General features: G+C 51.3%; 25 protein-coding genes and 1 riboswitch. Of the genes, 17 read left to right on the top strand and 8 right to left on the bottom strand.

Annotated elements, in window-relative coordinates; genetic code table 11:
• The first annotated feature begins 61 nt into the window (after nucleotides 1-61).
• The 5 genes from bglX to HVZ37_RS14045 all read left to right on the top strand — a co-directional run bounded on the left by bglX (nucleotide 62) and on the right by HVZ37_RS14045 (nucleotide 6,255).
• Nucleotides 62-2,359: a beta-glucosidase BglX gene (gene bglX, locus HVZ37_RS14065; RefSeq protein ID WP_181627629.1), complete on the top strand. Its 2,298-nt coding sequence runs from the start codon at nucleotides 62-64 to the stop codon at nucleotides 2,357-2,359.
• Nucleotides 2,360-2,500: 141 nt separating this feature from the next.
• Nucleotides 2,501-3,418: an ABC transporter substrate-binding protein gene (locus tag HVZ37_RS14060; protein ID WP_181627628.1), complete on the top strand. Its 918-nt coding sequence runs from the start codon at nucleotides 2,501-2,503 to the stop codon at nucleotides 3,416-3,418.
• A 15-nt stretch (nucleotides 3,419-3,433) separates the two neighbouring features.
• Nucleotides 3,434-4,600 carry an ABC transporter permease gene (locus HVZ37_RS14055; RefSeq protein ID WP_181627627.1) on the top strand — a complete coding sequence of 389 codons (1,167 nt, stop codon included), beginning with the start codon at nucleotides 3,434-3,436 and terminating at the stop codon, nucleotides 4,598-4,600.
• Nucleotides 4,593-5,540 carry an ABC transporter ATP-binding protein gene (locus HVZ37_RS14050; RefSeq protein WP_044266122.1) on the top strand — a complete coding sequence of 316 codons (948 nt, stop codon included), beginning with the start codon at nucleotides 4,593-4,595 and terminating at the stop codon, nucleotides 5,538-5,540. Before HVZ37_RS14055 ends, HVZ37_RS14050 begins: the two co-directional genes overlap by 8 nt.
• Complete coding sequence (locus HVZ37_RS14045; protein WP_044266120.1) at nucleotides 5,524-6,255, top strand: ABC transporter permease; 732 nt, start codon at nucleotides 5,524-5,526, stop codon at nucleotides 6,253-6,255. The genes HVZ37_RS14050 and HVZ37_RS14045 overlap by 17 nt, the downstream gene beginning before the upstream one ends.
• On the opposite strand, the gene HVZ37_RS14040 is transcribed toward HVZ37_RS14045, so the two are convergent.
• Nucleotides 6,236-6,343 (bottom strand): protein YohO, encoded by a 108-nt coding sequence (locus tag HVZ37_RS14040; RefSeq protein ID WP_042318015.1) that lies wholly within the window; start codon nucleotides 6,341-6,343, stop codon nucleotides 6,236-6,238. The two genes, HVZ37_RS14045 and HVZ37_RS14040, sit on opposite strands and share 20 nt — an antisense overlap.
• A gap of 59 nt (nucleotides 6,344-6,402) precedes the next feature.
• On the bottom strand, nucleotides 6,403-7,134 hold the full coding sequence (mlrA, locus tag HVZ37_RS14035) for an HTH-type transcriptional regulator MlrA (protein WP_043000151.1): 732 nt from the start codon (nucleotides 7,132-7,134) through the stop codon (nucleotides 6,403-6,405).
• Between the two features lie 223 nt (nucleotides 7,135-7,357).
• Here mlrA and HVZ37_RS14030 point away from each other — a divergent pair, with 223 nt between their 5' ends.
• The 3 genes from HVZ37_RS14030 to HVZ37_RS14020 are packed head-to-tail and all read left to right on the top strand — an operon-like array spanning nucleotide 7,358 to nucleotide 10,275.
• A complete protein-coding gene (locus HVZ37_RS14030; protein WP_043000152.1) occupies nucleotides 7,358-9,046 on the top strand; it encodes a sensor histidine kinase in 1,689 nt (562 codons plus the stop codon).
• On the top strand, nucleotides 9,039-9,758 hold the full coding sequence (gene btsR, locus HVZ37_RS14025; protein ID WP_043000153.1) for a two-component system response regulator BtsR: 720 nt from the start codon (nucleotides 9,039-9,041) through the stop codon (nucleotides 9,756-9,758). Before HVZ37_RS14030 ends, btsR begins: the two co-directional genes overlap by 8 nt.
• 46 nt (nucleotides 9,759-9,804) lie before the next feature.
• Entirely contained in the window at nucleotides 9,805-10,275 is a 471-nt protein-coding gene (locus tag HVZ37_RS14020) for a DUF1456 family protein (RefSeq protein ID WP_043001885.1), read from the top strand.
• A gap of 44 nt (nucleotides 10,276-10,319) precedes the next feature.
• Here HVZ37_RS14020 and HVZ37_RS14015 read toward each other — a convergent pair whose 3' ends face one another.
• Complete coding sequence (locus HVZ37_RS14015) at nucleotides 10,320-10,778, bottom strand: YehR family lipoprotein (protein ID WP_043000154.1); 459 nt, start codon at nucleotides 10,776-10,778, stop codon at nucleotides 10,320-10,322.
• 203 nt (nucleotides 10,779-10,981) lie between these two features.
• Nucleotides 10,982-13,015 (bottom strand): methionine--tRNA ligase, encoded by a 2,034-nt coding sequence (gene metG / locus HVZ37_RS14010; RefSeq protein ID WP_043000155.1) that lies wholly within the window; start codon nucleotides 13,013-13,015, stop codon nucleotides 10,982-10,984.
• Between the two features lie 165 nt (nucleotides 13,016-13,180).
• Between metG and apbC the strand changes: the two genes are divergently transcribed.
• Nucleotides 13,181-14,290, top strand: a complete 1,110-nt coding sequence (apbC, locus tag HVZ37_RS14005) for an iron-sulfur cluster carrier protein ApbC (RefSeq protein ID WP_043000156.1) — start codon at nucleotides 13,181-13,183, stop codon at nucleotides 14,288-14,290.
• Between the two features lie 212 nt (nucleotides 14,291-14,502).
• Here the strand turns inward: apbC and rcnB are convergent, their stop codons facing one another.
• Nucleotides 14,503-14,829 carry a Ni(II)/Co(II) efflux transporter accessory subunit RcnB gene (gene rcnB / locus HVZ37_RS14000; RefSeq protein WP_043000157.1) on the bottom strand — a complete coding sequence of 109 codons (327 nt, stop codon included), beginning with the start codon at nucleotides 14,827-14,829 and terminating at the stop codon, nucleotides 14,503-14,505.
• 738 nt (nucleotides 14,830-15,567) lie between these two features.
• Here rcnB and HVZ37_RS13995 point away from each other — a divergent pair.
• From HVZ37_RS13995 to HVZ37_RS13985, 3 genes are all read left to right on the top strand, one after another.
• Complete coding sequence (locus HVZ37_RS13995; RefSeq protein ID WP_044326954.1) at nucleotides 15,568-16,002, top strand: hypothetical protein; 435 nt, start codon at nucleotides 15,568-15,570, stop codon at nucleotides 16,000-16,002.
• 257 nt (nucleotides 16,003-16,259) lie between these two features.
• Nucleotides 16,260-16,358, top strand: a riboswitch (TPP riboswitch).
• A gap of 66 nt (nucleotides 16,359-16,424) precedes the next feature.
• The gene (locus tag HVZ37_RS13990; protein ID WP_076737840.1) at nucleotides 16,425-17,783 is read left to right on the top strand and encodes a tyrosine-type recombinase/integrase; all 1,359 of its coding nucleotides are present in this window, start codon (nucleotides 16,425-16,427) and stop codon (nucleotides 17,781-17,783) included.
• A 114-nt stretch (nucleotides 17,784-17,897) separates the two neighbouring features.
• On the top strand, nucleotides 17,898-19,343 hold the full coding sequence (locus tag HVZ37_RS13985) for an AAA family ATPase (RefSeq protein WP_181627626.1): 1,446 nt from the start codon (nucleotides 17,898-17,900) through the stop codon (nucleotides 19,341-19,343).
• 35 nt (nucleotides 19,344-19,378) lie between these two features.
• Here HVZ37_RS13985 and HVZ37_RS13980 read toward each other — a convergent pair whose 3' ends face one another.
• The 3 genes from HVZ37_RS13980 to HVZ37_RS13970 all read right to left on the bottom strand — a co-directional run bounded on the left by HVZ37_RS13980 (nucleotide 19,379) and on the right by HVZ37_RS13970 (nucleotide 21,053).
• Complete coding sequence (locus tag HVZ37_RS13980; protein WP_000868620.1) at nucleotides 19,379-19,570, bottom strand: hypothetical protein; 192 nt, start codon at nucleotides 19,568-19,570, stop codon at nucleotides 19,379-19,381.
• Between the two features lie 77 nt (nucleotides 19,571-19,647).
• Entirely contained in the window at nucleotides 19,648-20,667 is a 1,020-nt protein-coding gene (locus tag HVZ37_RS13975; RefSeq protein ID WP_137595682.1) for a major capsid protein, read from the bottom strand.
• Between the two features lie 14 nt (nucleotides 20,668-20,681).
• Nucleotides 20,682-21,053: a hypothetical protein gene (locus HVZ37_RS13970; RefSeq protein WP_069597558.1), complete on the bottom strand. Its 372-nt coding sequence runs from the start codon at nucleotides 21,051-21,053 to the stop codon at nucleotides 20,682-20,684.
• Nucleotides 21,054-22,964: 1,911 nt separating this feature from the next.
• On the opposite strand from HVZ37_RS13970, the gene HVZ37_RS13965 reads away from it, so the two are divergent.
• The 5 genes from HVZ37_RS13965 to HVZ37_RS13945 all read left to right on the top strand — a co-directional run bounded on the left by HVZ37_RS13965 (nucleotide 22,965) and on the right by HVZ37_RS13945 (nucleotide 25,110).
• Nucleotides 22,965-23,390, top strand: coding sequence for a hypothetical protein (locus HVZ37_RS13965; protein WP_063867907.1), 426 nt, complete (start codon nucleotides 22,965-22,967; stop codon nucleotides 23,388-23,390).
• Nucleotides 23,391-23,415: 25 nt separating this feature from the next.
• Nucleotides 23,416-23,676 (top strand): hypothetical protein, encoded by a 261-nt coding sequence (locus HVZ37_RS13960; RefSeq protein ID WP_063867909.1) that lies wholly within the window; start codon nucleotides 23,416-23,418, stop codon nucleotides 23,674-23,676.
• Complete coding sequence (locus HVZ37_RS13955) at nucleotides 23,673-23,843, top strand: hypothetical protein (protein WP_007777902.1); 171 nt, start codon at nucleotides 23,673-23,675, stop codon at nucleotides 23,841-23,843. The genes HVZ37_RS13960 and HVZ37_RS13955 overlap by 4 nt, the downstream gene beginning before the upstream one ends.
• The gene (locus HVZ37_RS13950; protein ID WP_181627625.1) at nucleotides 23,824-24,450 is read left to right on the top strand and encodes a helix-turn-helix domain-containing protein; all 627 of its coding nucleotides are present in this window, start codon (nucleotides 23,824-23,826) and stop codon (nucleotides 24,448-24,450) included. The genes HVZ37_RS13955 and HVZ37_RS13950 overlap by 20 nt, the downstream gene beginning before the upstream one ends.
• Nucleotides 24,451-24,537: 87 nt before the next feature.
• On the top strand, nucleotides 24,538-25,110 hold the full coding sequence (locus tag HVZ37_RS13945; RefSeq protein WP_105457525.1) for a hypothetical protein: 573 nt from the start codon (nucleotides 24,538-24,540) through the stop codon (nucleotides 25,108-25,110).
• Nucleotides 25,111-25,230 lie beyond the last annotated feature (120 nt).

Below are 25,230 nucleotides of genomic sequence, written 5' to 3'. Positions count from 1 at the left end.
AAATGTGGTTTTTGCTATATTTTCGCTGCCACGTCGGGCTTTAGAGGAAGAGAGAATCAACATGAAATGGCTATGTTCTGTAGGTGTCGCAGTTAGTCTGGCATTGCAACCCGCGCTGGCGGAGGAGCTGTTCGGAAACCATCCGCTGACGCCGGAAGCGCGGGACGCGTTTGTCACCCAGTTGCTGACGAAAATGACTGTCGATGAAAAGATTGGTCAGTTGCGTTTAATCAGCGTCGGTCCGGATAACCCGAAAGAAGCGATCCGCGAGATGATCAAAGACGGCCAGGTGGGGGCAATTTTTAACACCATTACCCGTCAGGATATCCGCAAAATGCAGGATCAGGTGATGGAACTGAGCCGCCTGAAAATCCCTCTCTTTTTTGCCTACGACGTACTGCACGGCCAGCGTACCGTCTTCCCGATTAGCCTCGGACTGGCGTCCTCTTTTAACCTCGACGCGGTGAAAACCGTCGGACGCATCTCGGCGTATGAAGCCGCCGACGACGGCCTGAACATGACCTGGGCGCCGATGGTCGATGTCTCCCGCGATCCGCGCTGGGGACGCGCCTCGGAAGGCTTTGGCGAAGATACGTATCTGACCTCCATCATGGGAAAAACGATGGTGGAAGCGATGCAGGGCAAAAGCCCGGCGGATCGCTATTCGGTGATGACCAGCGTTAAGCACTTCGCCGCCTACGGCGCCGTGGAGGGCGGTAAAGAGTACAACACCGTCGACATGAGCCCGCAGCGCCTGTTTAACGACTACATGCCGCCGTACAAAGCCGGTCTGGATGCAGGCAGCGGCGCGGTGATGGTGGCGCTGAACTCATTGAACGGCACGCCAGCGACCTCTGATGCCTGGCTGCTGAAAGACATTCTGCGCGACAAGTGGGGCTTCAAAGGCATTACCGTTTCTGACCATGGTGCTATCAAAGAGCTGATTAAACACGGCACCGCCTCCGACCCGGAAGATGCCGTCCGCGTGGCGCTCAAGTCCGGCATTAACATGAGTATGAGCGACGAGTATTACAGCAAATATCTGCCTGGGCTGATCAAATCCGGCAAAGTGACGATGGCGGAGCTGGATGACGCGACGCGGCATGTACTCAACGTGAAATATGACATGGGGCTGTTTAACGATCCGTACAGCCATCTGGGAGCAAAAGAGTCTGATCCGGTGGATACCAACGCCGAAAGCCGTCTGCACCGGAAAGAGGCGCGTGAAGTGGCGCGTGAAAGTCTGGTGCTGTTGAAAAACCGCCTCGACACGCTACCGCTGAAAAAATCGGGGACGATTGCGGTTGTCGGCCCGCTGGCGGACAGCAAACGCGACGTGATGGGCAGTTGGTCCGCCGCAGGCGTTGCCGATCAGTCCATCACGGTGCTGACCGGCATTAAAAATGCTCTCGGTACAAAGGGTAAAGTGGTGTACGCCCATGGGGCCAACGTCACTAACGATAAAGACATTGTCACCTTCCTCAATCAGTACGAAGAGGCGGTGAAGGTGGATCCACGTTCACCTCAGGAGATGATTGATGAAGCCGTCAATGCGGCGAAGCAGTCTGACGTAGTTGTCGCCGTAGTGGGTGAGGCGCAGGGCATGGCACATGAAGCGTCAAGCCGTACGGATATCACGCTGCCACAGAGCCAGCGCGATCTGATTGCGGCCCTGAAAGCGACCGGCAAACCGCTGGTGCTGGTGCTAATGAACGGTCGTCCGCTGGCGTTGGTGAAAGAAGATCAACAGGCCGATGCGATTCTGGAAACCTGGTTTGCCGGTACAGAAGGCGGCAACGCGATCGCCGACGTCCTGTTTGGCGACTACAACCCGTCGGGCAAACTGCCCATGTCTTTCCCGCGTTCGGTAGGGCAGATCCCGACCTATTACAGCCACCTCAACACCGGTCGTCCATATAACGCCGACAAGCCGAACAAATACACCTCTCGCTACTTTGACGAAGCGAACGGTCCGCTCTATCCATTTGGTTATGGTCTGAGTTACACCACGTTTGACGTTTCTGACGTGACGCTCTCTGCGCCAACCCTGAAACGCGACGGCAGCGTGACGGCAAGTGTGAAGGTGACCAACACCGGTAAGCGTGAAGGTGAGACGGTGATCCAGCTGTACGTACAGGACGTCACGGCTTCCCTGAGCCGCCCGGTGAAAGAGCTGAAAGGCTTTAAGAAAGTGAACCTGAAACCTGGCGAAACGCAAACCGTTAGTTTCCCGATTGATATCAATGCGCTGAAGTTCTGGAATCAGCAGATGACGTTCGATGCCGAACCCGGAAAATTCAACGTCTTTATCGGCGTCGATTCTGCCCGCGTGAAGCAGGGATCGTTTGAATTGCTGTAACGGTTACAGGGGGAACTGACCAATGGGTTCCCCCTTGTTGGTCCCGTGAAAAAACGGAAATGTCGGGTTAACCGAATACTTTTCGACTATGCTTTCCCCTCAAGTCGCTGAAAAAGTCGGCAAAAAGATGAGGAAAGCTTCATGACAATCTCAAAGATTTGGGCCGGTTCGCTGGCGCTGTTAGCGGCAGTGAGCTTACCCTTGCAGGCGGCGTCGCCGGTAAAGGTCGGTTCGAAAATTGACACCGAAGGCGCGCTGCTCGGCAACATCATTTTGCAGGTGCTGGAAAGCCACGGCGTCAAAACGGTCAATAAAGTCCAGTTGGGCACCACGCCGGTCGTGCGCGGCGCGATCACCTCAGGCGAACTGGATATCTACCCTGAATATACCGGTAACGGCGCGTTCTTTTTCAAAGATGAAAACGATCCGGCGTGGAAAAACGCACAAGCTGGCTTTGAGAAAGTCAAAAAACTCGATGCTGAGCAAAACAAGCTGGTCTGGTTAACGCCGGCGCCAGCCAATAATACCTGGACTATCGCGGTGCGCAGCGATGTCGCCGAAAAAAATAAACTCACCTCACTGGCCGATCTTGGGCGTTATCTGAAAGAGGGCGGTACTTTCAAACTGGCCGCCTCCGCTGAATTTATCGAGCGTGCAGACGCGCTGCCCGCTTTCGAAAAAGCCTACGATTTCAAACTCAGTCAGAATCAGTTGCTGTCGCTGGCAGGGGGTGACACCGCCGTGACCATCAAAGCGGCCGCGCAGCAAACGTCCGGCGTCAATGCCGCGATGGCCTACGGTACGGATGGTCCGGTCGCCGCGCTGGGGCTACAGACCTTAAGCGATCCTAAAGGCGTTCAGCCCATTTATGCGCCAGCGCCTGTGGTGCGTGAGGCGGTACTGAAGGAATACCCGCAGATGGCGGAATGGCTGCAACCGGTGTTTGCCAGCCTCGATGAAAAAACGTTGCAACAACTTAATGCCAGCATTGCCGTTGAAGGGTTGGACGCCAAAAAAGTGGCGGCGGACTATCTGAAACAAAAGGGATGGGTGAAGTAAACGGACTGAAAAAGGTTGGGTGACGTGTCAAAAGTCAGTATTCAGCGCGTACTGTTGCTGCTGGTTATTCTTTCAGCCGCTGCTGTCGCGCTGCCGTTTGTGAACTATGCGCCGAATCGCCTGGTATCGGGCGAGGGACGCCAGCTCTGGACGCTCTGGCCAGGTTCGGTGTCGATGCTCACCGGCGCGGGTTGCGCCATGTTGACCTTGTGCTTTGTGCCGGGAAGAAAGGGGGCCGTGTGCACGCTGGTGGTGGCGCAACTGCTGGTGATCCTGATGTTGTGGAGCGTCGGCAAGGCGGCGACGTATCTGGCTGAAACCGGGACACCGCTGGCGCGAACCAGTGTGGGAAGCGGTCTGTGGCTGGGGCTTGCACTCGGATTGCTGGCCTGCAGCGATGCCATCCGACGGATCACCGCGCAACCTCTCTGGCGCTGGGTGTTACATACGCAGATAGCGATTGTTCCCCTCCTACTCCTGTTGACGGGAACGTTCGACGATCTCTCGTTACTCAAAGAGTACGCTAACCGCCAGGATGTCTTTGATGATGCACTGGCTCAACATTTGACGCTGTTGTCAGGTACCGTATTGCCCGCGCTGGTGATTGGCATTCCCCTCGGTATCGGATGTTATTTTTTCCCGTCCCGCCAGGGACCGGTGTTTACCGTCCTCAATGTGATCCAGACCGTTCCTTCTGTTGCCCTGTTTGGCTTGTTGATTGCGCCGCTTGCCGGACTGGTAAAAGCGTTCCCCTGGCTTGCCACGGTGGGCGTGTCGGGAACCGGTTTGACCCCGGCGTTGATCGCGCTGGTGCTGTATGCGCTTCTGCCGCTGGTTCGTGGCGTGGTGGCCGGGCTGAATCAGGTTCCCCGTGATGTTCTGGAAAGCGCACGTGCGATGGGCATGAGCACCGCTCAGCGTTTCCTTCACGTGCAGTTGCCGCTGGCGTTGCCGGTCTTTTTACGTAGCCTGCGGGTGGTGATGGTACAGACCGTCGGGATGGCCGTCATCGCGGCGCTGATTGGCGCTGGCGGTTTTGGCGCGCTGGTGTTTCAGGGACTGCTCAGCAGTGCCGTCGATCTGGTGCTGCTGGGGGTGATCCCGGTTATCGCGCTGGCGGTACTGATTGATGCGCTGTTTGATTTAGGGATCGCTCTGCTGAAGGTAACCCACCATGATTGAATTTAGCCACGTAAATAAAGCCTTTGGTGAGCACAACGCGGTTAGCAACCTGAACCTGCACATTCAGGAAGGCAGTTTCTCAGTACTGATTGGTACCTCAGGCTCGGGGAAATCCACGACCCTGAAAATGATTAACCGACTGGTGGAGCATGACAGCGGCAGGATCCGCTTTGCAGGCGAAGAAATCCGCAGTCTGCCGGTGCTGGAACTGCGCCGACGGATGGGCTACGCGATTCAGTCGATTGGCCTGTTTCCGCACTGGACGGTGGCGCAGAACATCGCCACCGTGCCACAACTGCTGAAGTGGCCGCGCAAAAAAATTGATGAGCGGGTGGCAGAATTAATGGCGTTGCTCGGGCTGGAAGAGGGATTGCGCGAGCGCTATCCGCACCAGCTTTCCGGTGGGCAGCAGCAGCGCGTGGGCGTGGCGCGGGCGCTGGCCGCCGATCCGCAGGTACTGCTGATGGATGAACCGTTTGGCGCGCTGGATCCCGTCACGCGTGGGGCGTTGCAGCAAGAGATGACCCGTATCCACCGTTTGCTGGGGCGAACCATTGTGCTGGTGACGCACGATATTGATGAAGCGCTGCGACTGGCGGAGCATCTGGTGCTGATGGACGGCGGCGAGATAGTCCAGCAAGGGACACCGTTGGCGATGCTGACGGCCCCGACGAATGATTTTGTGCAACAGTTTTTCGGTCGCAGTGAACTGGGGGTGCGACTGCTGTCACTGCGCACCGTGGCGGGCTATGTTCGCCGGGATGAGCGCATTGACGGAGAGGCGCTGACGGAAGCGATGACGCTGCGCGATGCGCTTTCAGCGTTTGTCGCGCACGGCCGTGATGTGTTACCGGTGGTCAACCGGCAGGGCATGGTTTGCGGGACGCTGCATTTTCGCGATCTGCTATCGGAGACGCTGACGCATGAAACGACTGCGTGATCCGCTGTGCTGGCTGATTGTTTTCTTCCTGCTGATGCTGGTGGGGTTACCGCACAGTCAGGCGATTTTCGCCAGCCTGTTTCCCGAACTTCCACGTCCGGTCTATCAGCAGGAGAGCTTTCTCGCGCTGGCGCTGGCCCATTTCTGGCTGGTGGCCGTGTCGAGCCTGTTTGCGGTGGTGATTGGTGTCGGCGCCGGGATTGTGGTGACCCGACCATGGGGAAGAGAGTTTCGTCCGCTGGTGGAGACCATTGCCGCCGTTGGACAAACCTTCCCGCCCGTCGCGGTATTGGCGATTGCGGTGCCGGTGATGGGGTTTGGTCAGCAACCGGCCATTATTGCGTTGATTCTGTACGGCGTGTTACCCATCCTCCAGGCGACGCTGGCGGGGATAGGATCGATCCCGGAAAGTGTGCGCAGCATTGCCAGTGGCATGGGGATGAGTCCGGGACAACAGTTACGCAAGGTTGAGCTGCCGCTGGCGGCACCGGTGATTCTGGCAGGTGTGCGAACGTCGGTGATTATCAATATTGGCACTGCGACTATCGCGTCGACGGTAGGTGCCAGCACGCTCGGTACACCGATTATCATTGGTCTGAGCGGGTTCAATACGGCGTATGTCATTCAGGGGGCGCTGCTGGTTGCGCTGGCGGCGATCATCGTAGACCGCCTGTTCGAACGGTTAGTGCAGCACCTTAGCCGGCACGCAAAATGAAGGTATAGCCTGCAAGCATCACGCCGCCAATACCGCCAATGGCCATGAGTAAAAAGAGGGTGATGACACCGATTTTCGCTACGCTCATGATGTTCTCCTTATGTTAACCCAGAGATTATACAGAGAAGCGTAGCTGTTAATGAATCATTAAATGCCAAGCGGGTAAATATCGTGCCCTTCCGCACGCCAGGCATTCAGTTGCTGTTGCTGCGCCGATGTTTGATTTTCACCGCACCACACCAGTAAGGTGCGCCCTTCGAACAGGTCCGGGCGAAACTGGCTCAGCGAATGGGCCAGAACGTCAACCCGCCATCCCTGCTGACTGGCGACCCAGCCTTCCAGCCACAAACGCGTGGTATCGTGAATATTCCAGCCCACCACCAGCGCATCTTTCCCCTGTTTTTTTCTGGCTGAGGCGAGGCAAATGGCGACGTAATTGATCAGTACGCCATCAAGGATCCCCAGTAGCGCCAGTAGCGTCGGCTGTTGGCACTGCAATCGTCGACGTAGCGGAAGAAAAAGATGGGTGGTCAGCGTTTGCGCGGGGAAATCCTGGCCACGCTCTTTCAGCCAGACCCGCAGGTTGTGCAGATTGTTGTTTTGCAGATAGTGCAACAGGATTTCCTGTTGTTCACGCCAGCCGTTTTGCAGGTCTACGTTCTCATTGCTCAACAGCATTTTGACTTTGCTGACCTGCACCCCGTTATCTATCCAGTGCTTGATTTCGCGGATCCTGTCGATATCCGAATCATTGAACAGGCGATGCCCCCCGTCGGTACGCTGGGGTTTCAATAATCCATAACGCCGTTGCCACGCGCGAAGCGTAACGGGGTTAATATCACAAAGCAAAGCCACTTCACCTATGGTGTAAAGCGCCATTATTTTATCCTTGCTCGCGAGGTCCCAGTCTAACTTTAGTCGCTCTTTTTCGAACCAGGTAGTTTTGTCTGTTTTTTGTTCAGGTGAGGGGTGGTTTTATCAGTACACCGGTACTTTTTGTGTGATATCCCTTACTAATTTCTCATTTTATGCAACAGTTCAAAGACAGATCCCGCGAGTCGATGTATGTTACGCGGTTTTAATTGATGTGTGGTCTGCAGGTATGTACGAGTTTAATCTGGTGTTGCTGCTGCTTCAGCAGATGTGCGTGTTCTTGGTTATCGCATGGCTGATGAGTAAAACTCGTTTATTCATACCATTGATGCAGGTAACCGTTCGTTTGCCGCACAAACTGCTGTGCTACGTAACCTTCTCCATTTTCTGTATCCTCGGCACCTATTTCGGTCTGCATATTGACGACTCTATCGCCAACACACGGGCAATTGGCGCGGTGATGGGCGGTCTGCTTGGCGGGCCGGTCGTGGGTGGACTGGTGGGGCTGACCGGGGGTCTGCACCGCTACTCAATGGGCGGCATGACGGCGCTCAGTTGTATGATCTCCACCATCGTGGAAGGGTTGCTGGGTGGCCTGGTGCACAGCGTACTGACGCGGCGAGGACGCACGGATAAAGTCTTTAATCCGCTGACGGCCGGGGCGATCACATTTGTCGCCGAAATGGTACAGATGCTGATCATTTTGCTGATAGCCCGGCCGTTTGACGATGCTTACCGACTGGTCAGCAATATCGCCGCTCCCATGATGGTCACCAACACCGTCGGTGCGGCGCTGTTTATGCGTATTTTGCTCGACAAGCGGGCGATGTTTGAAAAATATACCTCTGCGTTTTCCGCTACTGCGCTGAAAGTGGCGGCCTCCACCGAGGGGATCTTGCGCCAGGGATTCAACGAAGTGAACAGCATGAAGGTGGCGCAGGTGCTGTACAAAGAACTCGATATCGGCGCGGTGGCAATCACTGACCGCGAGCGGCTGTTAGCCTTTACCGGGATTGGCGACGACCATCACCTGCCGGGCAGGCCGATCTCCTCCGGTTACACGCTGCGGGCCATCGAGACGGGCGAGGTGGTTTACGCTGACGGCAACGAAGTGCCGTATCGCTGTTCGCTGCATCCACAGTGCAAGCTCGGTTCTACGCTGGTCATTCCCTTACGCGGAGAAAACCAACGGGTGATGGGCACCATCAAACTCTATGAAGCGAAAAACCGGTTGTTCAGTTCCATTAACCGAACGCTGGGTGAGGGGATTGCGCAGCTACTTTCCGCGCAGATCCTTGCTGGACAATATGAACGTCAGAAAGCGATGTTGACGCAGTCAGAAATTAAGCTGCTGCATGCGCAGGTCAATCCGCATTTTCTGTTTAATGCGCTCAACACCATCAAAGCGGTGGTGCGTCGCGACAGTGAACAGGCGAGCCAACTGGTACAGGATCTCTCTACCTTTTTCCGTAAGAACTTAAAGCGCCCGTCGGAGATCGTCACACTGGCCGACGAAATTGAGCACGTGAATGCCTATCTGCAAATTGAGAAAGCGCGATTCCAGTCGCGGTTGCAGGTGAGTTTAAACGTGCCGGATGCGCTGGCGCATCAACAGTTGCCAGCCTTCACCCTGCAACCCATAGTCGAAAACGCCATTAAGCATGGGACATCGCAACTACTGGGCACGGGGGAGGTGTCCATCACCGCCCGTCAGGAAGGGCAGTATTTGATGCTGGATATTGAAGATAACGCCGGGTTGTATCAGCCCTCCGCGAACGTCAGCGGTCTGGGCATGAATCTGGTGGATAAACGCCTGCGTGAACGGTTTGGCGATGATTATGGTATTAGCGTCGTCTGCGAACCGGATTGCTTTACCCGAATAACCCTACGACTGCCCCTGGAGGAGACGCATGATTAAAGTGCTGATTGTGGATGATGAACCGTTAGCGCGGGAAAATCTGCGGATCCTGTTACAGGAACAAAGTGATATCGAGATCGTTGGCGAGTGCGCCAACGCCGTGGAAGCGATTGGCGCGGTGCATCGACTGCATCCGGACGTGCTGTTTCTGGATATTCAAATGCCGCGTATCAGCGGGCTGGAAATGGTGGGTATGCTCGACCCGGAGCATCGGCCGTATATTGTTTTTCTGACCGCTTTTGACGAATACGCAATTAAAGCCTTTGAAGAACACGCTTTTGATTATCTGCTTAAACCGATAGAAGAGGCGCGGCTGGAGAAAACCCTTAGCCGCCTGCGCCAGGAGCGGAGCAAACAGGACGTATCGGTATTGCCGGAAAACCAACAGTCGCTGAAGTTTATCCCCTGTAGCGGCCATAGCCGGATCTATCTGCTGCAAATGGATGATGTCGCTTTCGTCAGCAGTCGCATGAGCGGTGTTTATGTCACCAGCAGCGACGGCAAAGAAGGCTTTACTGAACTGACGCTCAGAACGCTGGAAAGCCGCACGCCATTGCTGCGCTGTCATCGACAATATCTGGTTAACATGGCGCAGTTACAGGAAATTCGTCTGGAAGATAACGGTCAGGCGGAACTGATACTGCGTAATGGGTTAACTGTTCCGGTCAGTCGCCGCTATCTGAAAAGTTTGAAAGAGGCGATTGGCCTGTAAAACTGATACACTGCGCGCCATTGCATTATCGACAGTTGAAGGCTCTATGCTAAGTAACGATATTCTTCGTAGCCTGCGCTACGCCCTGAAAGCCAATAATAACGACATGGTGCGCATTCTTGCGCTGGCCGACATGGAATCCACCTCTGCGGGTTTCGACACCTGGATGACCAGGGAAGATGAAGAGGGGTTTGTCCGCTGCCCGGATATTATCCTCTCCGGATTCCTGAACGGCCTGATTTACGAGAAGCGTGGCAAAGATGAGTCAGCGCCTGAACTGGCGCTTGAGCGTCGGGTGAACAACAATACGGTGCTGAAAAAGCTGCGTATCGCTTTTTCACTGAAAACGGATGATATTCAGGCGATTATGACCCAGCAGAACGTTCGCGTTTCAATGCCGGAAATCACCGCCATGATGCGTTCTCCGGATCATAAAAACTACCGCGAGTGTGGTGATCAGTTTATGCGTTATTTCCTGCGCGGATTGACGGCGCGTCTGCACGGCAATAAAGGCTGATAGAAAGCGACGACCCGGCTGGATGCCAGGTCGTCGTCGTTTGATTATTTCACTTCTTTAAAGCCAGCGGTTTCCAGCATTTTCTGGCTCTGTTTCATGCTAATGCCGTTGCTTGGGTCACCCGAGAATTGCGTACCCATCACGCCCTGCAGCTTTTTAAAGTCAACTTTTTCCATGTCAACAGAAACGGTTTCTTCCGCGTAGCCATCCTTATAGGTCAGCTTCTCTTCCACGCCAGGAATGTTTTGATATTTTTCGCTGATCGGATCGAGGATTTTCGCCGCATCTTCTTTGGTTTTTACCCCGATAGAGGCGTAGTTGATTTTGTTCTCTGAGGTCTGCTTAATGACTTTGTCACCCTTGTAGGTATAGGTCATTACGATCTCAGTGCCATTGACGTCCGCTTTGAATGTTTTGCTTTCTTCCTTGTCGCCACATCCTGCCAGAGAGAAAACGAGAACTGACGCAAAAACAACCGAAAAAAACGTATTTAATGCTTTCATGTAAAACTCCATTTTATTAAACGTCTGCTGCTCAAAAATAAACCTTGCAGGGTATGTATACCAGAAATGAGGCAGGAGAGGGGAAAATGGCTAGTGAATATGTCTGATAATGATCATTGAAAAATCTGAAATCATGCGAGTTATTGCCTGGATTAATATGACGCAAAAGAAAAAGCGCCGTGAGAGCGGCGCTTTAGAAAGGCTTATTTAACCTGGTGTCCAGGCTTTGCGCCTTCATCCGGGGTCAGCAGGAAGATGTCTGTCCCGCCAGGACCTGCGGCCATCACCATCCCTTCTGAGATGCCAAAGCGCATTTTACGCGGCGCCAGGTTTGCCACCATGACCGTATGACGACCAATCAGCACCTGCGGGTCCGGATAAGCAGAGCGAATGCCGGAGAAGACGTTACGCTTCTCGCCACCCAAATCCAGCGTCAGGCGCAGCAGTTTATCGGAGCCATCAACGAATTCAGCGTTTTCAATCAACGCTACGCGCAGATCGACTTTCGCGAAATCGTCAAAGGTAATGGTTTCCTGAATCGGGAAGTCCGCCAGTGGGCCGGTTACCGGAGCTGCCATAGCTTTCACCTCTTCTTTAGAGGCTTCCACCAGCGCTTCCACCTGCTTCATATCGATACGGTTATACAGAGCTTTGAAAGTATTGACCTTATGGCCCAGAAGCGGTTGCGCAATAGCATCCCAACGCAGTTCGGTGTGCAGGAATGCTTCAACGCGCTCGCTCAGCGTCGGCAGCACCGGCTTCAGGTACGTCATCAGCACGCGGAACAGGTTGATGCCCATCGAGCAGATCGCCTGCAGATCGGCGTCGCGACCTTCCTGTTTCGCCACCACCCACGGCGCCTGTTCATCAACATAGCGGTTCGCGACATCCGCCAGCGCCATGATTTCACGGATCGCTTTGCCGAACTCACGGCTTTCCCACGCCTCGCCAATCACAGCCGCTGCATCGGTAAAGGTTTTATACAGCGCAGGGTCAGCCAGTTCAGCCGCCAGTACACCATCGAAACGTTTGTTGATAAAGCCAGCGTTACGGGAGGCGAGGTTAACCACCTTGTTGACGATATCGGCGTTTACGCGCTGGACGAAGTCTTCCAGATTCAGGTCGATATCATCAATGCGCGAAGAGAGCTTCGCAGTGTAGTAGTAACGCAGGCTGTCTGCATCAAAATGGTTCAGCCAGGTGCTGGCCTTAATAAACGTGCCGCGGGATTTGGACATCTTCGCGCCGTTGACCGTGACATAACCATGCACGAACAGGTTCGTCGGTTTACGGAAGTTGCTGCCTTCCAGCATGGCAGGCCAGAACAGGCTATGGAAATAGACGATATCTTTGCCGATGAAGTGATACAGTTCGGCAGTAGAATCTTTCTTCCAGTATTCGTCGAAGCTGACGGTATCGCCGCGCTTATCGCACAGATTTTTGAAAGAGCCCATGTAGCCGATTGGCGCATCCAGCCAGACATAGAAATATTTGCCCGGCGCATTCGGGATTTCAAAACCAAAGTAAGGGGCATCGCGGGAGATATCCCATTGCTGCAGGCCGGATTCAAACCATTCCTGCATTTTGTTCGCCACCTGCTCCTGCAGCGCGCCGCTACGGGTCCACGCCTGTAGCATTTCGCTGAAAGAGGGCAGGTCAAAGAAGAAGTGTTCGGAGTCACGCATCACCGGCGTCGCGCCAGAGACCACAGACTTCGGCTCGATCAGCTCCGTCGGGCTATAGGTCGCGCCGCACACTTCGCAGTTGTCGCCATACTGATCCGGTGATTTACATTTCGGGCAGGTACCTTTCACAAAACGATCCGGCAGGAACATACCTTTTTCCGGATCGTAGAGCTGAGAAATGGTGCGGTTCTTAATAAAACCGTTCTCTTTCAGACGGGTATAGATGAGCTCAGACAACTCCCGGTTCTCGTCGCTGTGCGTGGAGTGGTAGTTGTCATAGCTGATGTTGAACCCGGCGAAATCCGTCTGGTGCTCCTGACTCATTTCACCAATCATCTGCTCCGGGGTGATGCCAAGCTGCTGTGCTTTCAGCATGATCGGCGTGCCGTGGGCGTCGTCGGCGCAGATGAAGTTGACCTCGTGGCCGCGCATTCGTTGGTAACGGACCCAGACATCAGCCTGGATGTGCTCCAGCATATGGCCGAGGTGGATTGAGCCGTTGGCGTACGGCAGCGCGCACGTTACCAGAATTTTCTTCGCGACTTGAGTCATAGTAGATGTTACTTCTTCTCTGTTGAAAGGGGGTTCTGATGTTACCTGAAAGGGAATAACTACGCCAAGAATTAAGGGCATCAAACCACAAATGAATAATTGTTACCGCTGGAGTACACTACCTCACTACAATTGACCTTTTCAGAACAACAAAAAGGAGTCGGGATGAACGCACAATCCCAGGCCAAATCACCAGAAACCCTGCGCGCCATGGTCGCCGGGACGCTGGCGAATTTTCAGCACCCCACCCTGAAGCATAACCTGACGACACTTAAAGCGTTACACCACGTCGCCTGGATGGATGACACGCTGCACGTTGAACTGGTCATGCCGTTCGTCTGGCACAGTGCCTTTGAGGTGTTAAAAGAGCAATGTAGCGCTGATCTGCTGCGAATTACCGGGGCGAAGGCGATCGACTGGAAGCTTTCTCACAACATCGCCACCCTGAAGCGCGTGAAAAATCAGCCGGGCGTGAACGGCGTGAAGAACATTATCGCCGTCAGCTCCGGCAAAGGCGGCGTCGGTAAATCGTCGACTGCGGTAAACCTGGCGCTGGCATTAGCGGCAGAAGGGGCGAAAGTAGGGATTCTGGACGCCGACATTTATGGTCCGTCGATCCCAACTATGCTGGGGGCGGAAAACCAGCGCCCAACCTCGCCGGATGGTACCCATATGGCACCGATCATGTCTCACGGGCTGGCGACGAACTCCATCGGTTATCTGGTCACTGATGATAACGCGATGGTGTGGCGTGGGCCGATGGCCAGTAAAGCGCTGATGCAGATGCTACAAGAGACGCTGTGGCCGGATCTGGATTACCTCGTGCTGGACATGCCGCCGGGTACTGGTGATATCCAGCTGACGCTGGCACAAAACATCCCGGTCACGGGGGCCGTTGTGGTGACCACGCCGCAGGATATTGCGTTGATTGACGCTAAAAAAGGCATTGTCATGTTCGAAAAAGTCGAGGTGCCGGTGCTGGGCATTGTCGAAAACATGAGCATGCATATCTGCAGCAACTGCGGTCATCATGAGCCGATCTTTGGTACCGGTGGCGCGCAAAAACTGGCTGAGCAGTATCACACGCAACTGTTGGGACAAATGCCGTTGCATATTAGTCTGCGTGAAGATCTCGATCGCGGGACGCCAACCGTGGTCAGCCGTCCGGACAGTGATTTCACCGTAATGTATCGCGAACTGGCGGGACGTGTTGCCGCACAGCTTTACTGGCAGGGTGAAGTCATCCCCGGCGAAATTGCCTTTCGCGCCGTCTGATTTCGGCTAATCGGTTTTATTCTTTCTATTCACCGCATTGATTTTATATCGGTGTGGTGAATATCTAATTTGAATAACGCTATCTGAGTTATGCAGAGCCACTGAATAACGTGGGCGTTCTTCTTAAATCTGACCGTCTGTGCGGGGTTATCCTGATGACCTTAACGATAAAATAAGCGTTGGATTCCCCCTCAGCCCGAGGGGGGCGAACCTCAACGATGATAGAAAATCTCGCCGTCGTAAGCTTTAATAATTTTACCGTCAGCGTCATTGATCAGCACATAGGCACCGCCCATGTAGGTCCAGTGTGTCCCGGCATCTGGCGCAGGTAAATTACGCAGATTCCACTGTTTGATGGTGTACTCGTCAGTGCGATACATCTCTGGCACCGTATCGCCAGGCTTGAAGTGGGTGAAGTCGGCGATGAAACCACTGAGTTCATATTGATCAATCCCCTTCGCGGGGACGGCTGTAGCTGGTGCGGCCCAGACCGCGCTGGATGCGAGCAGCAGCGCGCCTACCACCAATTTATTCTTCATACTTCTACGCTCTCCACTGTTAGGACCCTCAAAATCAGTCGTGTATCTTTCCCGGCCTTCATGATAACTGACAAGCGCGGGTTTGTTAGATTCCCGAAAAATTCGTAAAAAATGTAAAATTTATTAGTCTGACATGCACTATAGAAGAAAATCGCCAAATACGGGGAGAGGGGCGATGCATTTCGGAACACAGGCTAACAGTGGCTTAGCCCCATATGCAAAAATGCAGACGTTCAGCGTACATCACGCCTGCAATAAAACCCGCACTGATGATAAGGGTGTGCAGGAAAAAATGAAAAATAATTAACTTCACTATCCGGAGGCTCATTTTTAAATACGTATTACAGACGATGTTGTTGAGAATTGTCTAGCTATAGCAATTAATTAATGTCAACATATAAACAGATTGAAATAAAACTATGGATTATTCCTGAATTTTCAATATTGATAAAGATCATAGAAAACACGTTGAATAGTTATTAAGAATCATCGTTTTGATGACATTAGTCTTTTGTATTTGTTACGTTAATTAATTGCAAATTTGAAGACGGCGAATAACTATTTTCTTCGGATTTATCCTTGTGTCATGCATCCTCTAAGTTATTTGATCTTAATTTCCCTAAATTATATTGACAGATGAAAGCGGCCTAAATATTCTGTGCACTAAATAGTGATATAAAAACACGCTGCTTTTGCAGGGTGATATTATTTTGTTAATTAATGATGGTGATGGCAGTGATGAAACAGTTAACTATAAAAAAGGCGGTATTTTCGCTTTTGGTTGTCAGTATTCTGTCCGGCTGCGTGTCGGAAGAGCAGCGCCTGGCGCGCTGTGAAGCCAAAGGCGTCAGTCGTGATGTCTGCTATCAGGTAGAACAGTCTAATCAACAGATGATTATCAATAACGCGGAGCAAAACGCGTATGTGAATGCACGTGAAGCGATAAAGCAACACGCTCAGGCGGCAAAGAAAAAAAACATATATCACTTTGAAGGCATGGAAATTAAAAAGGTGAGCACCGGGCTTGATATTGATGGAGCTCATGCTGCGGTTATCGAGAAAGAGGAAAAAGCGACGGTCTATCAACAAGGGTTGCACTATTTTGTCGTGTACACCAACGGGCGGTTAGCCGTGCTGAACGAGCAGAGACAGTTTTTGGGGTGGGCGAAATGAGAGATTATCTGTTAGCGCTTATTCCGCTAACGTCCTTTTCCGCAGATGCTTCTGATATTGCGCAGGCACAACAAGCCGTTGCTCATGCCCAACTAATGGTTGACGCGGTATAAGAGGATGTTGCCGCCGTGCGGGTGGCGGCTTTCACTATTGATGTTCAGGCTGAACAGGTAAATGCAGAGTAGCGAAAGGGTTACAAATCGGGGCAGTGAGGGTATCATCACGCGAGTGACCTGACCGTCACGCAGAAAAATTTCGTTAATGACTCGGGGTGCCCCTTTTCACGAAGGGCTGAGAAATACCCGTACCACCTGATCTGGATAATGCCAGCGTAGTCCTGGTGATTATCCTCATATAAATCAAAAGATTATTGCTCCTTTTCGTCCCGTATTGTTCAGCCGTAACACATTGAGGCTCTCCAAATGGGACACAAAACCATACGCCACACCATTAAACGTAACGGAGTCTATTACGTTCGTTTTCGCCTGCCTGATAATAAGTTTTTCCGTAAGTCGTTAGAGACTGACAGCCACACCCAGGCGCAGTTGCTCATGTCTTTTGCTTCTCCTGTAATTCCTCTGGTTCAACGTGGGGCCATCCAACCGGATCACTTCGGTAAGCGTCTTTCTGAGTATGGCAATAGTCTGAAGCAGCAGAATGAACAATGGCTGGCGCACCAATTTCTGAATGATGCGCGGCGCAATATTCAGCCGATAGTTGTTCATGAAGACCGCGAGGTTGTCTCTCCTGCGGTAGATGAGGAAGAACAAACTGAAGCACAACCAGAACACGTGTTAACACTGGCTGGCGCGTGGAATATGTATAAAGAGGAGAAAGCCCAAAACTGGACGAAGGCTATCTCTCAAGCCAATGAGCGCTTTATGGAAGTGATGTTGATTGTCTTGGGTTCATCAACTGATGTAACCACGATTACCAAGCAAGACATTAAACAGGTAATGGAGGTTGTAGAAAACTTGCCTAAGCGTGTTGTGCAGCCTTATCGATCAATGACGGTTCAGCAACTGATCGAGTGTGATGATGTTCCGCCAGAAGATTTGGTTGGCGCTGAGTCTATCCACAAGCATTTGAAGATTTACAAATCGCTGTTTAAAACCTTCCTGACAGACAATAAAGATATTCTTGAGAAGTCTCCGACTGATGGGATCGTCGCCGCACCGTCGAAAACGAGATTTGGAGCATACAGTGCAGCAGAAATGAGAAAGTTTGTGGGGTGGGCGCTCAGGCAGCCTGACGGTTGGCAGAAGTGGATCACTCTTTTGTTGGCGTACACGGGAGCCAGAAGAGGCGAGATCGCCAAGCTGGAGAAATCACAGATCAAATTTGATGAAGATAGCCAGCGGCACTATCTCCTTATCGCTGAAGGAGGACAGGGTAAAACCGAAAACGCTACAAGGCAGGTGGCGATCCATCCCAAACTAATCGAGTGGGGTTTCCTCGATTTCGTTAATCGTCAGTGGAAAGATAAAATCTTCTCGCCAGTGTCGGGTAAAAACATGCCGAAAATCGGCAAGGTCTTGGCTGATGTCCGTGATCAGCTTGGTATTCCGTACCTTGATGATTATGGGCAGCGGCGTCTAGTTCACAGTTTCCGGCATACCATGATTTCAACCTGTTTAGCTGGCTGGGTTGGTAACTTAGCGCATTTGCAGCAGGTTGTAGGGCATGAGAAAAGCGGGTCGGGGATCACTAGAAGATACTTACATACCTTCCCTCTGAAAACTGTGTGCTACGTCATTGATGGGTTGTGTTGGAATAGCTAATTATTTGGCTAATGTCATAGTTTTACTGAATTTTCAGTGATATAAGTTATGTAAAAATAAGGTGTTCTATGTAAGGTATATTTTTCTATACACAGCCAGCATAAAGGATTAATAATGTTTATTAAAAAACTGAAGATAGAAAATTTTAAAGGGTATCATGGGGAAAATAATGAGTTGGAATTCAATATCCCTGATGGAGAAACGGAAGGTAGTGGGCTTAATATCTTTGTGGGTGAAAACAACGCCGGAAAATCTACTGTATTTGAAATTATAGATTTTATAAAGGATGGAACCAAAAAGAATATTGAGGATCTTATATGTAAATCAGTCCCGGATAACATAGCTGAGAAGCTTTCAGCCGAGTTAACCTTTACTGGGAATTTATCAGAAGTAATTGCCGCTCACGTACAAGCTAATAAAGTGGCTGCATTCACCTCGCATGTTTTTGAGGATGAGGGAGTTAATTTTTTTAGAGTGAAGAGGTGCAGCGAGGCTGGGGAGAAAAAGATATTATTTTGGAACGGAAATGAATTTGTTAACCCAAGTGGTATAGATGCTCCATTCAAGAAATTTTATGACAATAATTTCATTTGGGCTGATACAAATCCAAGTAATGAAGCAAAGTTTGGCTCTACAACTATATGTGGTTCGCTTCTAAAAGAAATAGCTTTAGGCCATATAGCAACGGATGAGTATAGAGCGTTTTCTGAGCAATACCATCGCGTATTCAATCACCCTGAATCAGAGTTGAGACAGAAAATATCATTAGTCGAAAATCAAGTTAGAGAAGTTTTCTCATCTCAATTTGGTATGGCAGATATTTCTTTCATTTTTGAAGAGTTGCAGGTAGAGAATTTCTTCAAAACTATTTCCATCATGATTGATGATGGGGTGAATGTCCCAATGGGAGAAAAGGGGCATGGTATGCAAAGGGCACTAGCCCTATCATTACTTCAGGTGTACGCTGAGATAACGTGTAATGCGCATGGTGCGGGGATTAGTAAACCATTTTATCTTTTCATTGACGAACCTGAAATATGTCTTCATCCTTCAGGGCAGCAAAAGCTTTTAGAAGCTTTAATGATTATCTCCAAAAGTAGACAGGTTTTTGTTACAACGCACTCTCCTTTCCTTTTGTCCTCCCCTTACCTTAAAAATATCGGTCTGTTTGTTTTCAAAAAAGAGAATAATAAAAATGTTGTGGAAAGGGCTGATACTTCTCCATGGTTCCCTTGGTCTCCATCGTGGGGCGAGATTAATTTCAAAGCATACAATTTAGCAACCGTTGAATTGCATAATGAATTATATGGTTATTTGCAGGAGAAAAACTCCTGTCCAAGCGAAAAAACAATGGAGCAATGGCTAAATTCAAAGGGAATTGCGTTTGATAAAGTATGGGTTAAAGAATTTAAAGGTGCGGCACAACCGCCAGCGGATACTACATTACAAACATTCATCCGTAATCATATACACCACCCAGAGAATGTTACAATGCAATCTCATCGCTATACACAACAAGAATTACTAACTTCAATCCAACAAATGGTTGGGCTTCTATAAAGAAAAAGGCGAGCCGTTTGGCTCGCCTTTTAATATTAATTTAATAACTTGCGCTTTTTAGATAATAGCACGCTTAAAGCATATTCAAACCCGTGTTGCGCCTCTAGACGGCATAGGGTGATATTACAGATCCCCAACTCCTTACACAGCGCCTTTCGATTAATTACTTCCGCCGCGCCTGATACATAGACTTGACCAGCGCCGGGGATATTGATTGAAACTTTCATGTGTTACCTCAGTGTAAAAGTAAAAATGAATATAACCGGAAGGGATAACCCCCAGCGGGAGCCGGGGGCATTCTGCATTACTTCAGCTTGACGTTCAGCGTGTAGTTCGGGCGCAGGTTCAGAGGGATGAAGCTCGCCTCCTGGTGAATGGTCACCATGCCGTAACGGTCAGTCATTACTTTTTGGTAGTAAGGGCTGATCACGCCTTTCGCCGCGATATCCTGATTCCTGGATGCAGGTCCACGCACTAATTTGAATGGGCATCTTTCAGCGGCGGAGAACTTCGGAACGAACAGGCCGGAACCTTCCGCGATTTCGTAGCGGTCATCGTCCGCCAGAATGAAAGTAATGTTGCCAATGCTGAAGGAGTCATAACCCGCAGTGTTAACCGGGATCAGAGCGCCTTTTGCAGCCTCCGCCACTTTGTTGGTGATCAGGCTGGTTACTTCCGGGTGGCTCGCCAGAACGTCATACAGATCCGGGGATGCGAAGCAGAAGAATCGCTCCAGATAGGAGCGGCTCGCGCCGTACTCTTTAACCAACATCCTGCGAATCTTCGAAAGCTGGGAATACACGTTGGAACCCGCTGATCCGTCCAGTTCAAAGTCCAGCGGGGCAGTACCAAACACAGCGTTAAAATCTACGTCGCCGTCATCGGTTTTAGCCGCTTTCGCTTCCTGTTTGAACAGGGCGCGGGCCAGCGTACTTTCAACCGTTTCCAGGTGATGGTTACGCATACGGATAGCTTTAGACGCGATCACTTCAGAAATAGCCGCAACCTGATCCGGGTTAGCCGGGCTGATCAGACCTTGCCAATCAGCGGTTTTTACGTCCGCTTCGGTGGCGTAGTGTGGGATCTCCTGGTCACGCAACAGAGGCTTATCCATTTTGATGGAGTTAACTTCGGTGCCGTAGCGGGCTACCTGTTCCAGTTCAGAGACTTGAGTCTCCACGATGTCCAGAACTTGAGCGTTTGGAGTGGTGGAGTTAACACCGGAGAAGATACCCAGATCAGAGATCAGGTAATTACCCGCTGGCACTTGTTTAAGTGCCGCTACAGTGTCCAGCTTTTCAAACTGTTTAAAATCAATAGCCATTGTGTGTGATTTCCTTATGCTTTGAAGTAATCGGCGTTGATAGCCAGGCGAATATCACCGGAGGCTGTCAGCGCTTCCAGTGCGGCTTTTTTGCTCGCGGCATCTTTAGCACGTAGGGCAAAATCGGTAATCACGAGGTGTCTGTCACAAATGACTAGGGTTTTGGGCTTGCCATCGGCGGACATATTGGAAAGGTTAATGATCGGCTTGCCAGCATCAGCGTCGGCGGAGTCGAACAGGGCAAAGGTTTTGCCGTCCAGAATGTCACCGCAAAAAACGTCAGCAGGCAGTGACGGGGCGGTGACTTCGGTACGGTCAAACAGGCTGGAGGCGTAATTCACGATTACGTCACCTTGCGTTACCGGGTAGCGCTCGGAAGTTTTCATAAAGGTTTTCCTTATGGAGGGTTTTAGACGTGGGAGAGACCACAGGTGATCCGGCGTTGCACCGGATATCAGGACAGCCAGAACGGCGGGCCGGAATGGGTTGGAAGATGGGAGGCCGTGGGGTGGATAAAAGAAAAGGCGGCTATCCTGCCGCCTCTCTTCGTTCCTGACTCTCTCTCACCCTCTAGGGTAGGGGGAGGTATAACCTCTTTTTTGTGGTCACTCATCCGCCAGCGTCACGGGAGCAACCGCCAGCCATTGGACAAATAACCACTAAAAAGAACCCGGAAGGAGAAACCGGGATGAAGGTAATGTTAACTCACTGTCTTATCACTTGTTTTCCTGTGCAGCCTCAGAGCCTTACATGATTTGCTTTCATGGTTCAGCAAAGAAGCCACAGAGGAAAACGGGCACCCTGAACGCGCCCGGAAACCATCGACACAAATCAATAGTTTATCGTTGCAACTGGGGAACCACCCCCGGCCCAACTGTGTACCCCGTGGAGGGTCGATACAATCGAAGGAGATCCGCTTGTATTCTGAAGAGCCGCAGTTAGCGACGCTTTAGAATAGGGCCTGTGGCGCAAGCCCTATGATTTTAGAGGTGTTTTGGATCGTAGGAGAAACTACAATCGGCGGAACTTGAGGAGAGGACCGCACACAAAGCATTCTGGCAAGTGGAGTTGAAAGAACACTTTGGGTGAGGGCCGGGCGGGGAGAAGCCGCCCGGCTCTCTACAGACCCCAACAGGTTGGCTAAAACCTACGTTCTGTAATGGTGCGGGTGACAAGCTGCAAAACGGTAATTTCGATATGCTCACCACATCCCACACCATGTATAATATTTTAACACGAATGATTATCATTTTCAATAAAAATTAATTGCATTGTGTTAAGTCTTATGATATGTGCGCCCTCCACATATGACGGGCCATACCTGCATTAATTTTTATTAATGGGTGGGTGGAATTGAAGGGGGGGTATGTAGCCCTGAAAGGCACACTAAACAATAATAGATATATAAGACCTCGCTACGCTCGCCCTCCGGGTCCGTCTTATTGATCTTATATAACAACTTCATTCAATAACTAATTGTTTACACAATTAATTATTTCATTTTTTATTATATGATCTTAAAACCTTCTCGCCCTTCGGGCTTACCAGGTTTTAGGCCGGGGGCCTGTTTCCCACAATGTGGAGTCTCGCCTGTGTGGCTCACTCCTGGGGAGGAAGAATCTTCCGGGCGGAAATATTTTCCGGACTATCCCGAAAGAGAAGCAGGGCGGAAATATTTTCCTACCTGATCGCCTCTTGGGCGGAAATATTTTCCGGGCGGGGCGGAAAAATCTTCCGACAATAAGACTATAGATAAACCTACCCACACCCGATAAGACTAGAACCCCCAGGGCCAGGTCAAGACCTTAAAGAGAGTGTGAGTAATTATTGATTGAACAATCAAGAGATCAGACTCTTTAGGAAAGAGCCTTACAGGCTCGCCTCCCTTTTGGGGCAATCGCAGGAACAGAAACCGCAACGCGGTTTTCTTTTCCTGCTCTTTGGGAAACACCGTAGCGATGCGAAGGTGACACGATGGCGGCGGGGTGGGGTCCCCGGCCCGGTACACAGTGCCGTATACAGTACAGAACCACAACCCCACAGGAACCCACCTAAACGCGCCGCTATGGCGCTTTCTCATACGTAGACAGGGAAACACCCTATAAACGCCCTGTGCCTCACTGAGAGCGTTACAGAGGCTTTCTGTGCCTCTAGCACAATAAACAACTGAGCGCAAGATAAATCAAGAAATTTGTTGCGAATCATTGTCAAATAGTGTAAAATAGATATTGTGATGAGGGAGTTAATCGGGTATGCAATTTCCCATCATACTATAACTAACCTGAAAGGAGATTGCAATGAGTATTTACCTCGATGTTGAAAAAATGGTTGAACGTGTCGATCAGCGTGACCTGACCCGTAAGACCCTGACAGAAACCCGTAGCCGGATGAAAGCCGCCGGACGTATGAGAGAAGTAGAAGCGATTACGCAGGCCCTTGAATTGACCAAATCCAGCGCCTCCGGCGTTATGCGCCAGTCTCAACGTATCGCTGCAAAGGTCACCGAGATGGACGCAGAAAAAGCGCTTGAAATGAAAGCAACCGTTGCGCTGTTCGCTTCCAAGCCTACGGATCTGCAAGCGTCCATTGTGCTGGCGTTCCAATCCCTCTTTGAGGCAAAAGGCGTCCCGATGGAATATGACGAGGTAATGGCCTACATCATGTTAAATGCGGCGGATCATTTTGAGCGTATCACCGGGGAATTGCCTGTAATTGTTCACTAATTAATCAACAATGGGGAGGGGAAATATGTTGCACCAGTTTACGGATCTTTCGGAAAGTCGCCTTGTGAATGGGTACGCCTCACAGATCATTAACTCGATCCGGGATGACGACAGCGCCCCCGGATTGTATGACGACATTTACAGCATGTTACAGCAGGTTGAGCCGTCCAGAAGGGTGACGCTGGGAAATCCGGCGATCACGGCCCCGGCGAAATGGTGGGGTGAATTTTTCGGCCTGAGTCTGTCAGCCGATGACATCGACGAACTGAAGGAGATTAACCTTTGAAAATTGATTTTCCGAAAGAACAAGCCGATCAGCTTTATGCACTGGTAAGGGCGGGCGGTGGTGCCCCTCATACCATCGTAAAGGAGGCGTTAGCCGCCTACCTGAAAAACCATCCTCTTTTAGTCGCTTCCGCAGAAGGAAAACAGAATGCCAGCAACAGCAAGTAAGCCATTTACCGCCGTTTGTCACGAACTGGCAGACATTGAGAAGATCAACGGCAAGGTATTCACCATGAACATGGTTTACACCTATGCACTGATCGAGGGTTACCAGACCAATGGGCAAACCGCCTATTTCTCACAGGAGCTTTTATCCCGCCGTTTGGGCCTGACTGACCGATCAGTTAGGAATTTGCTTCGGGAAATGGTGGAGATGGGCCTGATCAACAAGACCGGGCAGATCGGCGGCAAGACGTGCCATTATACTGTAAACCCGATCACCCCGGAAATGGTGGGTACAGTGGAAGCGGAAGCACCGCAGGAACAGCCGCAGAAGGCCACAGCGGAGCGGGAAGAAATGCAGGAACCCAACCACACGGCGGAGCCTGTAGAAGCGCCTGAAGCGCCGGAGATTGTGCCAGCAACGCCAGGACCTACCACGCCGATCACATTGATGACGGTTTACAGTGAGAAGGTGGAAACGGTGGGAGAGGGGCTTGTACAAGCTGATCCCCAACCGGGGGAAACGGCCTCTGTGGCGCCAGCGGTGACGCCATACCCAAGAGGGGAAATCAAGGAGCCATCCAGGTATTGGGATTTAGACCCAGCTTTTTGATTTTGTTAAATTTCAAATAAAAATCCCCATTATCCGCATTTTGTCAAATCCCCCGTGTGAAGTCAACCCCTCTGATAGGAGATTCTCTTGAGCATTATCACAACTGAAGTGAAAGCATTAACCCCGGAAGAGGAAGAGAAGATCGCCGCCCTCTCTCTGAAGCTGGCAACCAGCAAGCCGCGCCCCCTGATGGATGAAAAGAAGCTGACAACGGATCAAATCGTCCAAATCAAGCGGGCCTGTGTGATGGGTCATAGTGCTAAGGCGATCTGTTCAGCTTTCAATGTGTCGTTAGCGTATGCCCTGAAGATGAAACGGGAATACAACCCTGTGAAGTATCAAAAGGCCGTGCTGACCCTTCCCGAGAAAGCCGTGATGATTCAGCAGATGAAAGCGGACAATCTCCCGGATCAGATGATTGGTGAGATGTTGGGGATCAACGTCAAGACGGTGCAGACGCTCACCCGTGTGGCCCCGGCCCGCTATCTTGTGGATCAGATGCTTCCATACGATCAAGTTTTGGCTAACCTCCGAGCGCCTCGCTATGTAGCCAACCCGGTTTACAAGTTGGGAACCAGCATGACACGAGTACGCAAGATTATTAGCGCCGGGCGGAAGGAACTCCGCACAGTGATCATCTCCTCCAAACGAGCCGCATAACCACCCCCCGGCCCGCCGGGCCTAACTCCATTGAAACTTTTATTTCTCCTTTTCGGGCGTTGGTCCCTGTGGACGCTCTACGCCCTAATAAATCTCTATTTTCTCTTTTGCCCTCTCGCT

Origin of the sequence: Citrobacter sp. RHB35-C17 (assembly GCF_013816795.1) — a bacterium.
Classification (GTDB): domain Bacteria; phylum Pseudomonadota; class Gammaproteobacteria; order Enterobacterales; family Enterobacteriaceae; genus Citrobacter_A; species Citrobacter_A amalonaticus.
This window is presented reverse-complemented; position numbering and strand designations above follow the sequence as displayed.

Coding starts and splice junctions, on each gene's coding strand:
- HVZ37_RS14060 (WP_181627628.1), top strand. CDS start 2,501: ATGACAATCTCAAAGATTTGGGCCGGTTCGCTGGCGCTGTTAGCGGCA.
- rcnB (WP_043000157.1), bottom strand. CDS start 14,829: ATGAAGAATAAATTGGTGGTAGGCGCGCTGCTGCTCGCATCCAGCGCG.
- metG (WP_043000155.1), bottom strand. CDS start 13,015: ATGACTCAAGTCGCGAAGAAAATTCTGGTAACGTGCGCGCTGCCGTAC.
- HVZ37_RS13995 (WP_044326954.1), top strand. CDS start 15,568: ATGAAACAGTTAACTATAAAAAAGGCGGTATTTTCGCTTTTGGTTGTC.
- apbC (WP_043000156.1), top strand. CDS start 13,181: ATGAACGCACAATCCCAGGCCAAATCACCAGAAACCCTGCGCGCCATG.
- HVZ37_RS14030 (WP_043000152.1), top strand. CDS start 7,358: ATGTACGAGTTTAATCTGGTGTTGCTGCTGCTTCAGCAGATGTGCGTG.
- btsR (WP_043000153.1), top strand. CDS start 9,039: ATGATTAAAGTGCTGATTGTGGATGATGAACCGTTAGCGCGGGAAAAT.
- HVZ37_RS14015 (WP_043000154.1), bottom strand. CDS start 10,778: ATGAAAGCATTAAATACGTTTTTTTCGGTTGTTTTTGCGTCAGTTCTC.
- HVZ37_RS13980 (WP_000868620.1), bottom strand. CDS start 19,570: ATGAAAGTTTCAATCAATATCCCCGGCGCTGGTCAAGTCTATGTATCA.
- HVZ37_RS14040 (WP_042318015.1), bottom strand. CDS start 6,343: ATGAGCGTAGCGAAAATCGGTGTCATCACCCTCTTTTTACTCATGGCC.
- bglX (WP_181627629.1), top strand. CDS start 62: ATGAAATGGCTATGTTCTGTAGGTGTCGCAGTTAGTCTGGCATTGCAA.
- HVZ37_RS13960 (WP_063867909.1), top strand. CDS start 23,416: ATGTTGCACCAGTTTACGGATCTTTCGGAAAGTCGCCTTGTGAATGGG.
- HVZ37_RS13965 (WP_063867907.1), top strand. CDS start 22,965: ATGAGTATTTACCTCGATGTTGAAAAAATGGTTGAACGTGTCGATCAG.
- HVZ37_RS14050 (WP_044266122.1), top strand. CDS start 4,593: ATGATTGAATTTAGCCACGTAAATAAAGCCTTTGGTGAGCACAACGCG.
- HVZ37_RS13990 (WP_076737840.1), top strand. CDS start 16,425: ATGGGACACAAAACCATACGCCACACCATTAAACGTAACGGAGTCTAT.
- HVZ37_RS13975 (WP_137595682.1), bottom strand. CDS start 20,667: ATGGCTATTGATTTTAAACAGTTTGAAAAGCTGGACACTGTAGCGGCA.
- mlrA (WP_043000151.1), bottom strand. CDS start 7,134: ATGGCGCTTTACACCATAGGTGAAGTGGCTTTGCTTTGTGATATTAAC.
- HVZ37_RS14020 (WP_043001885.1), top strand. CDS start 9,805: ATGCTAAGTAACGATATTCTTCGTAGCCTGCGCTACGCCCTGAAAGCC.
- HVZ37_RS13970 (WP_069597558.1), bottom strand. CDS start 21,053: ATGAAAACTTCCGAGCGCTACCCGGTAACGCAAGGTGACGTAATCGTG.
- HVZ37_RS13950 (WP_181627625.1), top strand. CDS start 23,824: ATGCCAGCAACAGCAAGTAAGCCATTTACCGCCGTTTGTCACGAACTG.
- HVZ37_RS14045 (WP_044266120.1), top strand. CDS start 5,524: ATGAAACGACTGCGTGATCCGCTGTGCTGGCTGATTGTTTTCTTCCTG.
- HVZ37_RS13985 (WP_181627626.1), top strand. CDS start 17,898: ATGTTTATTAAAAAACTGAAGATAGAAAATTTTAAAGGGTATCATGGG.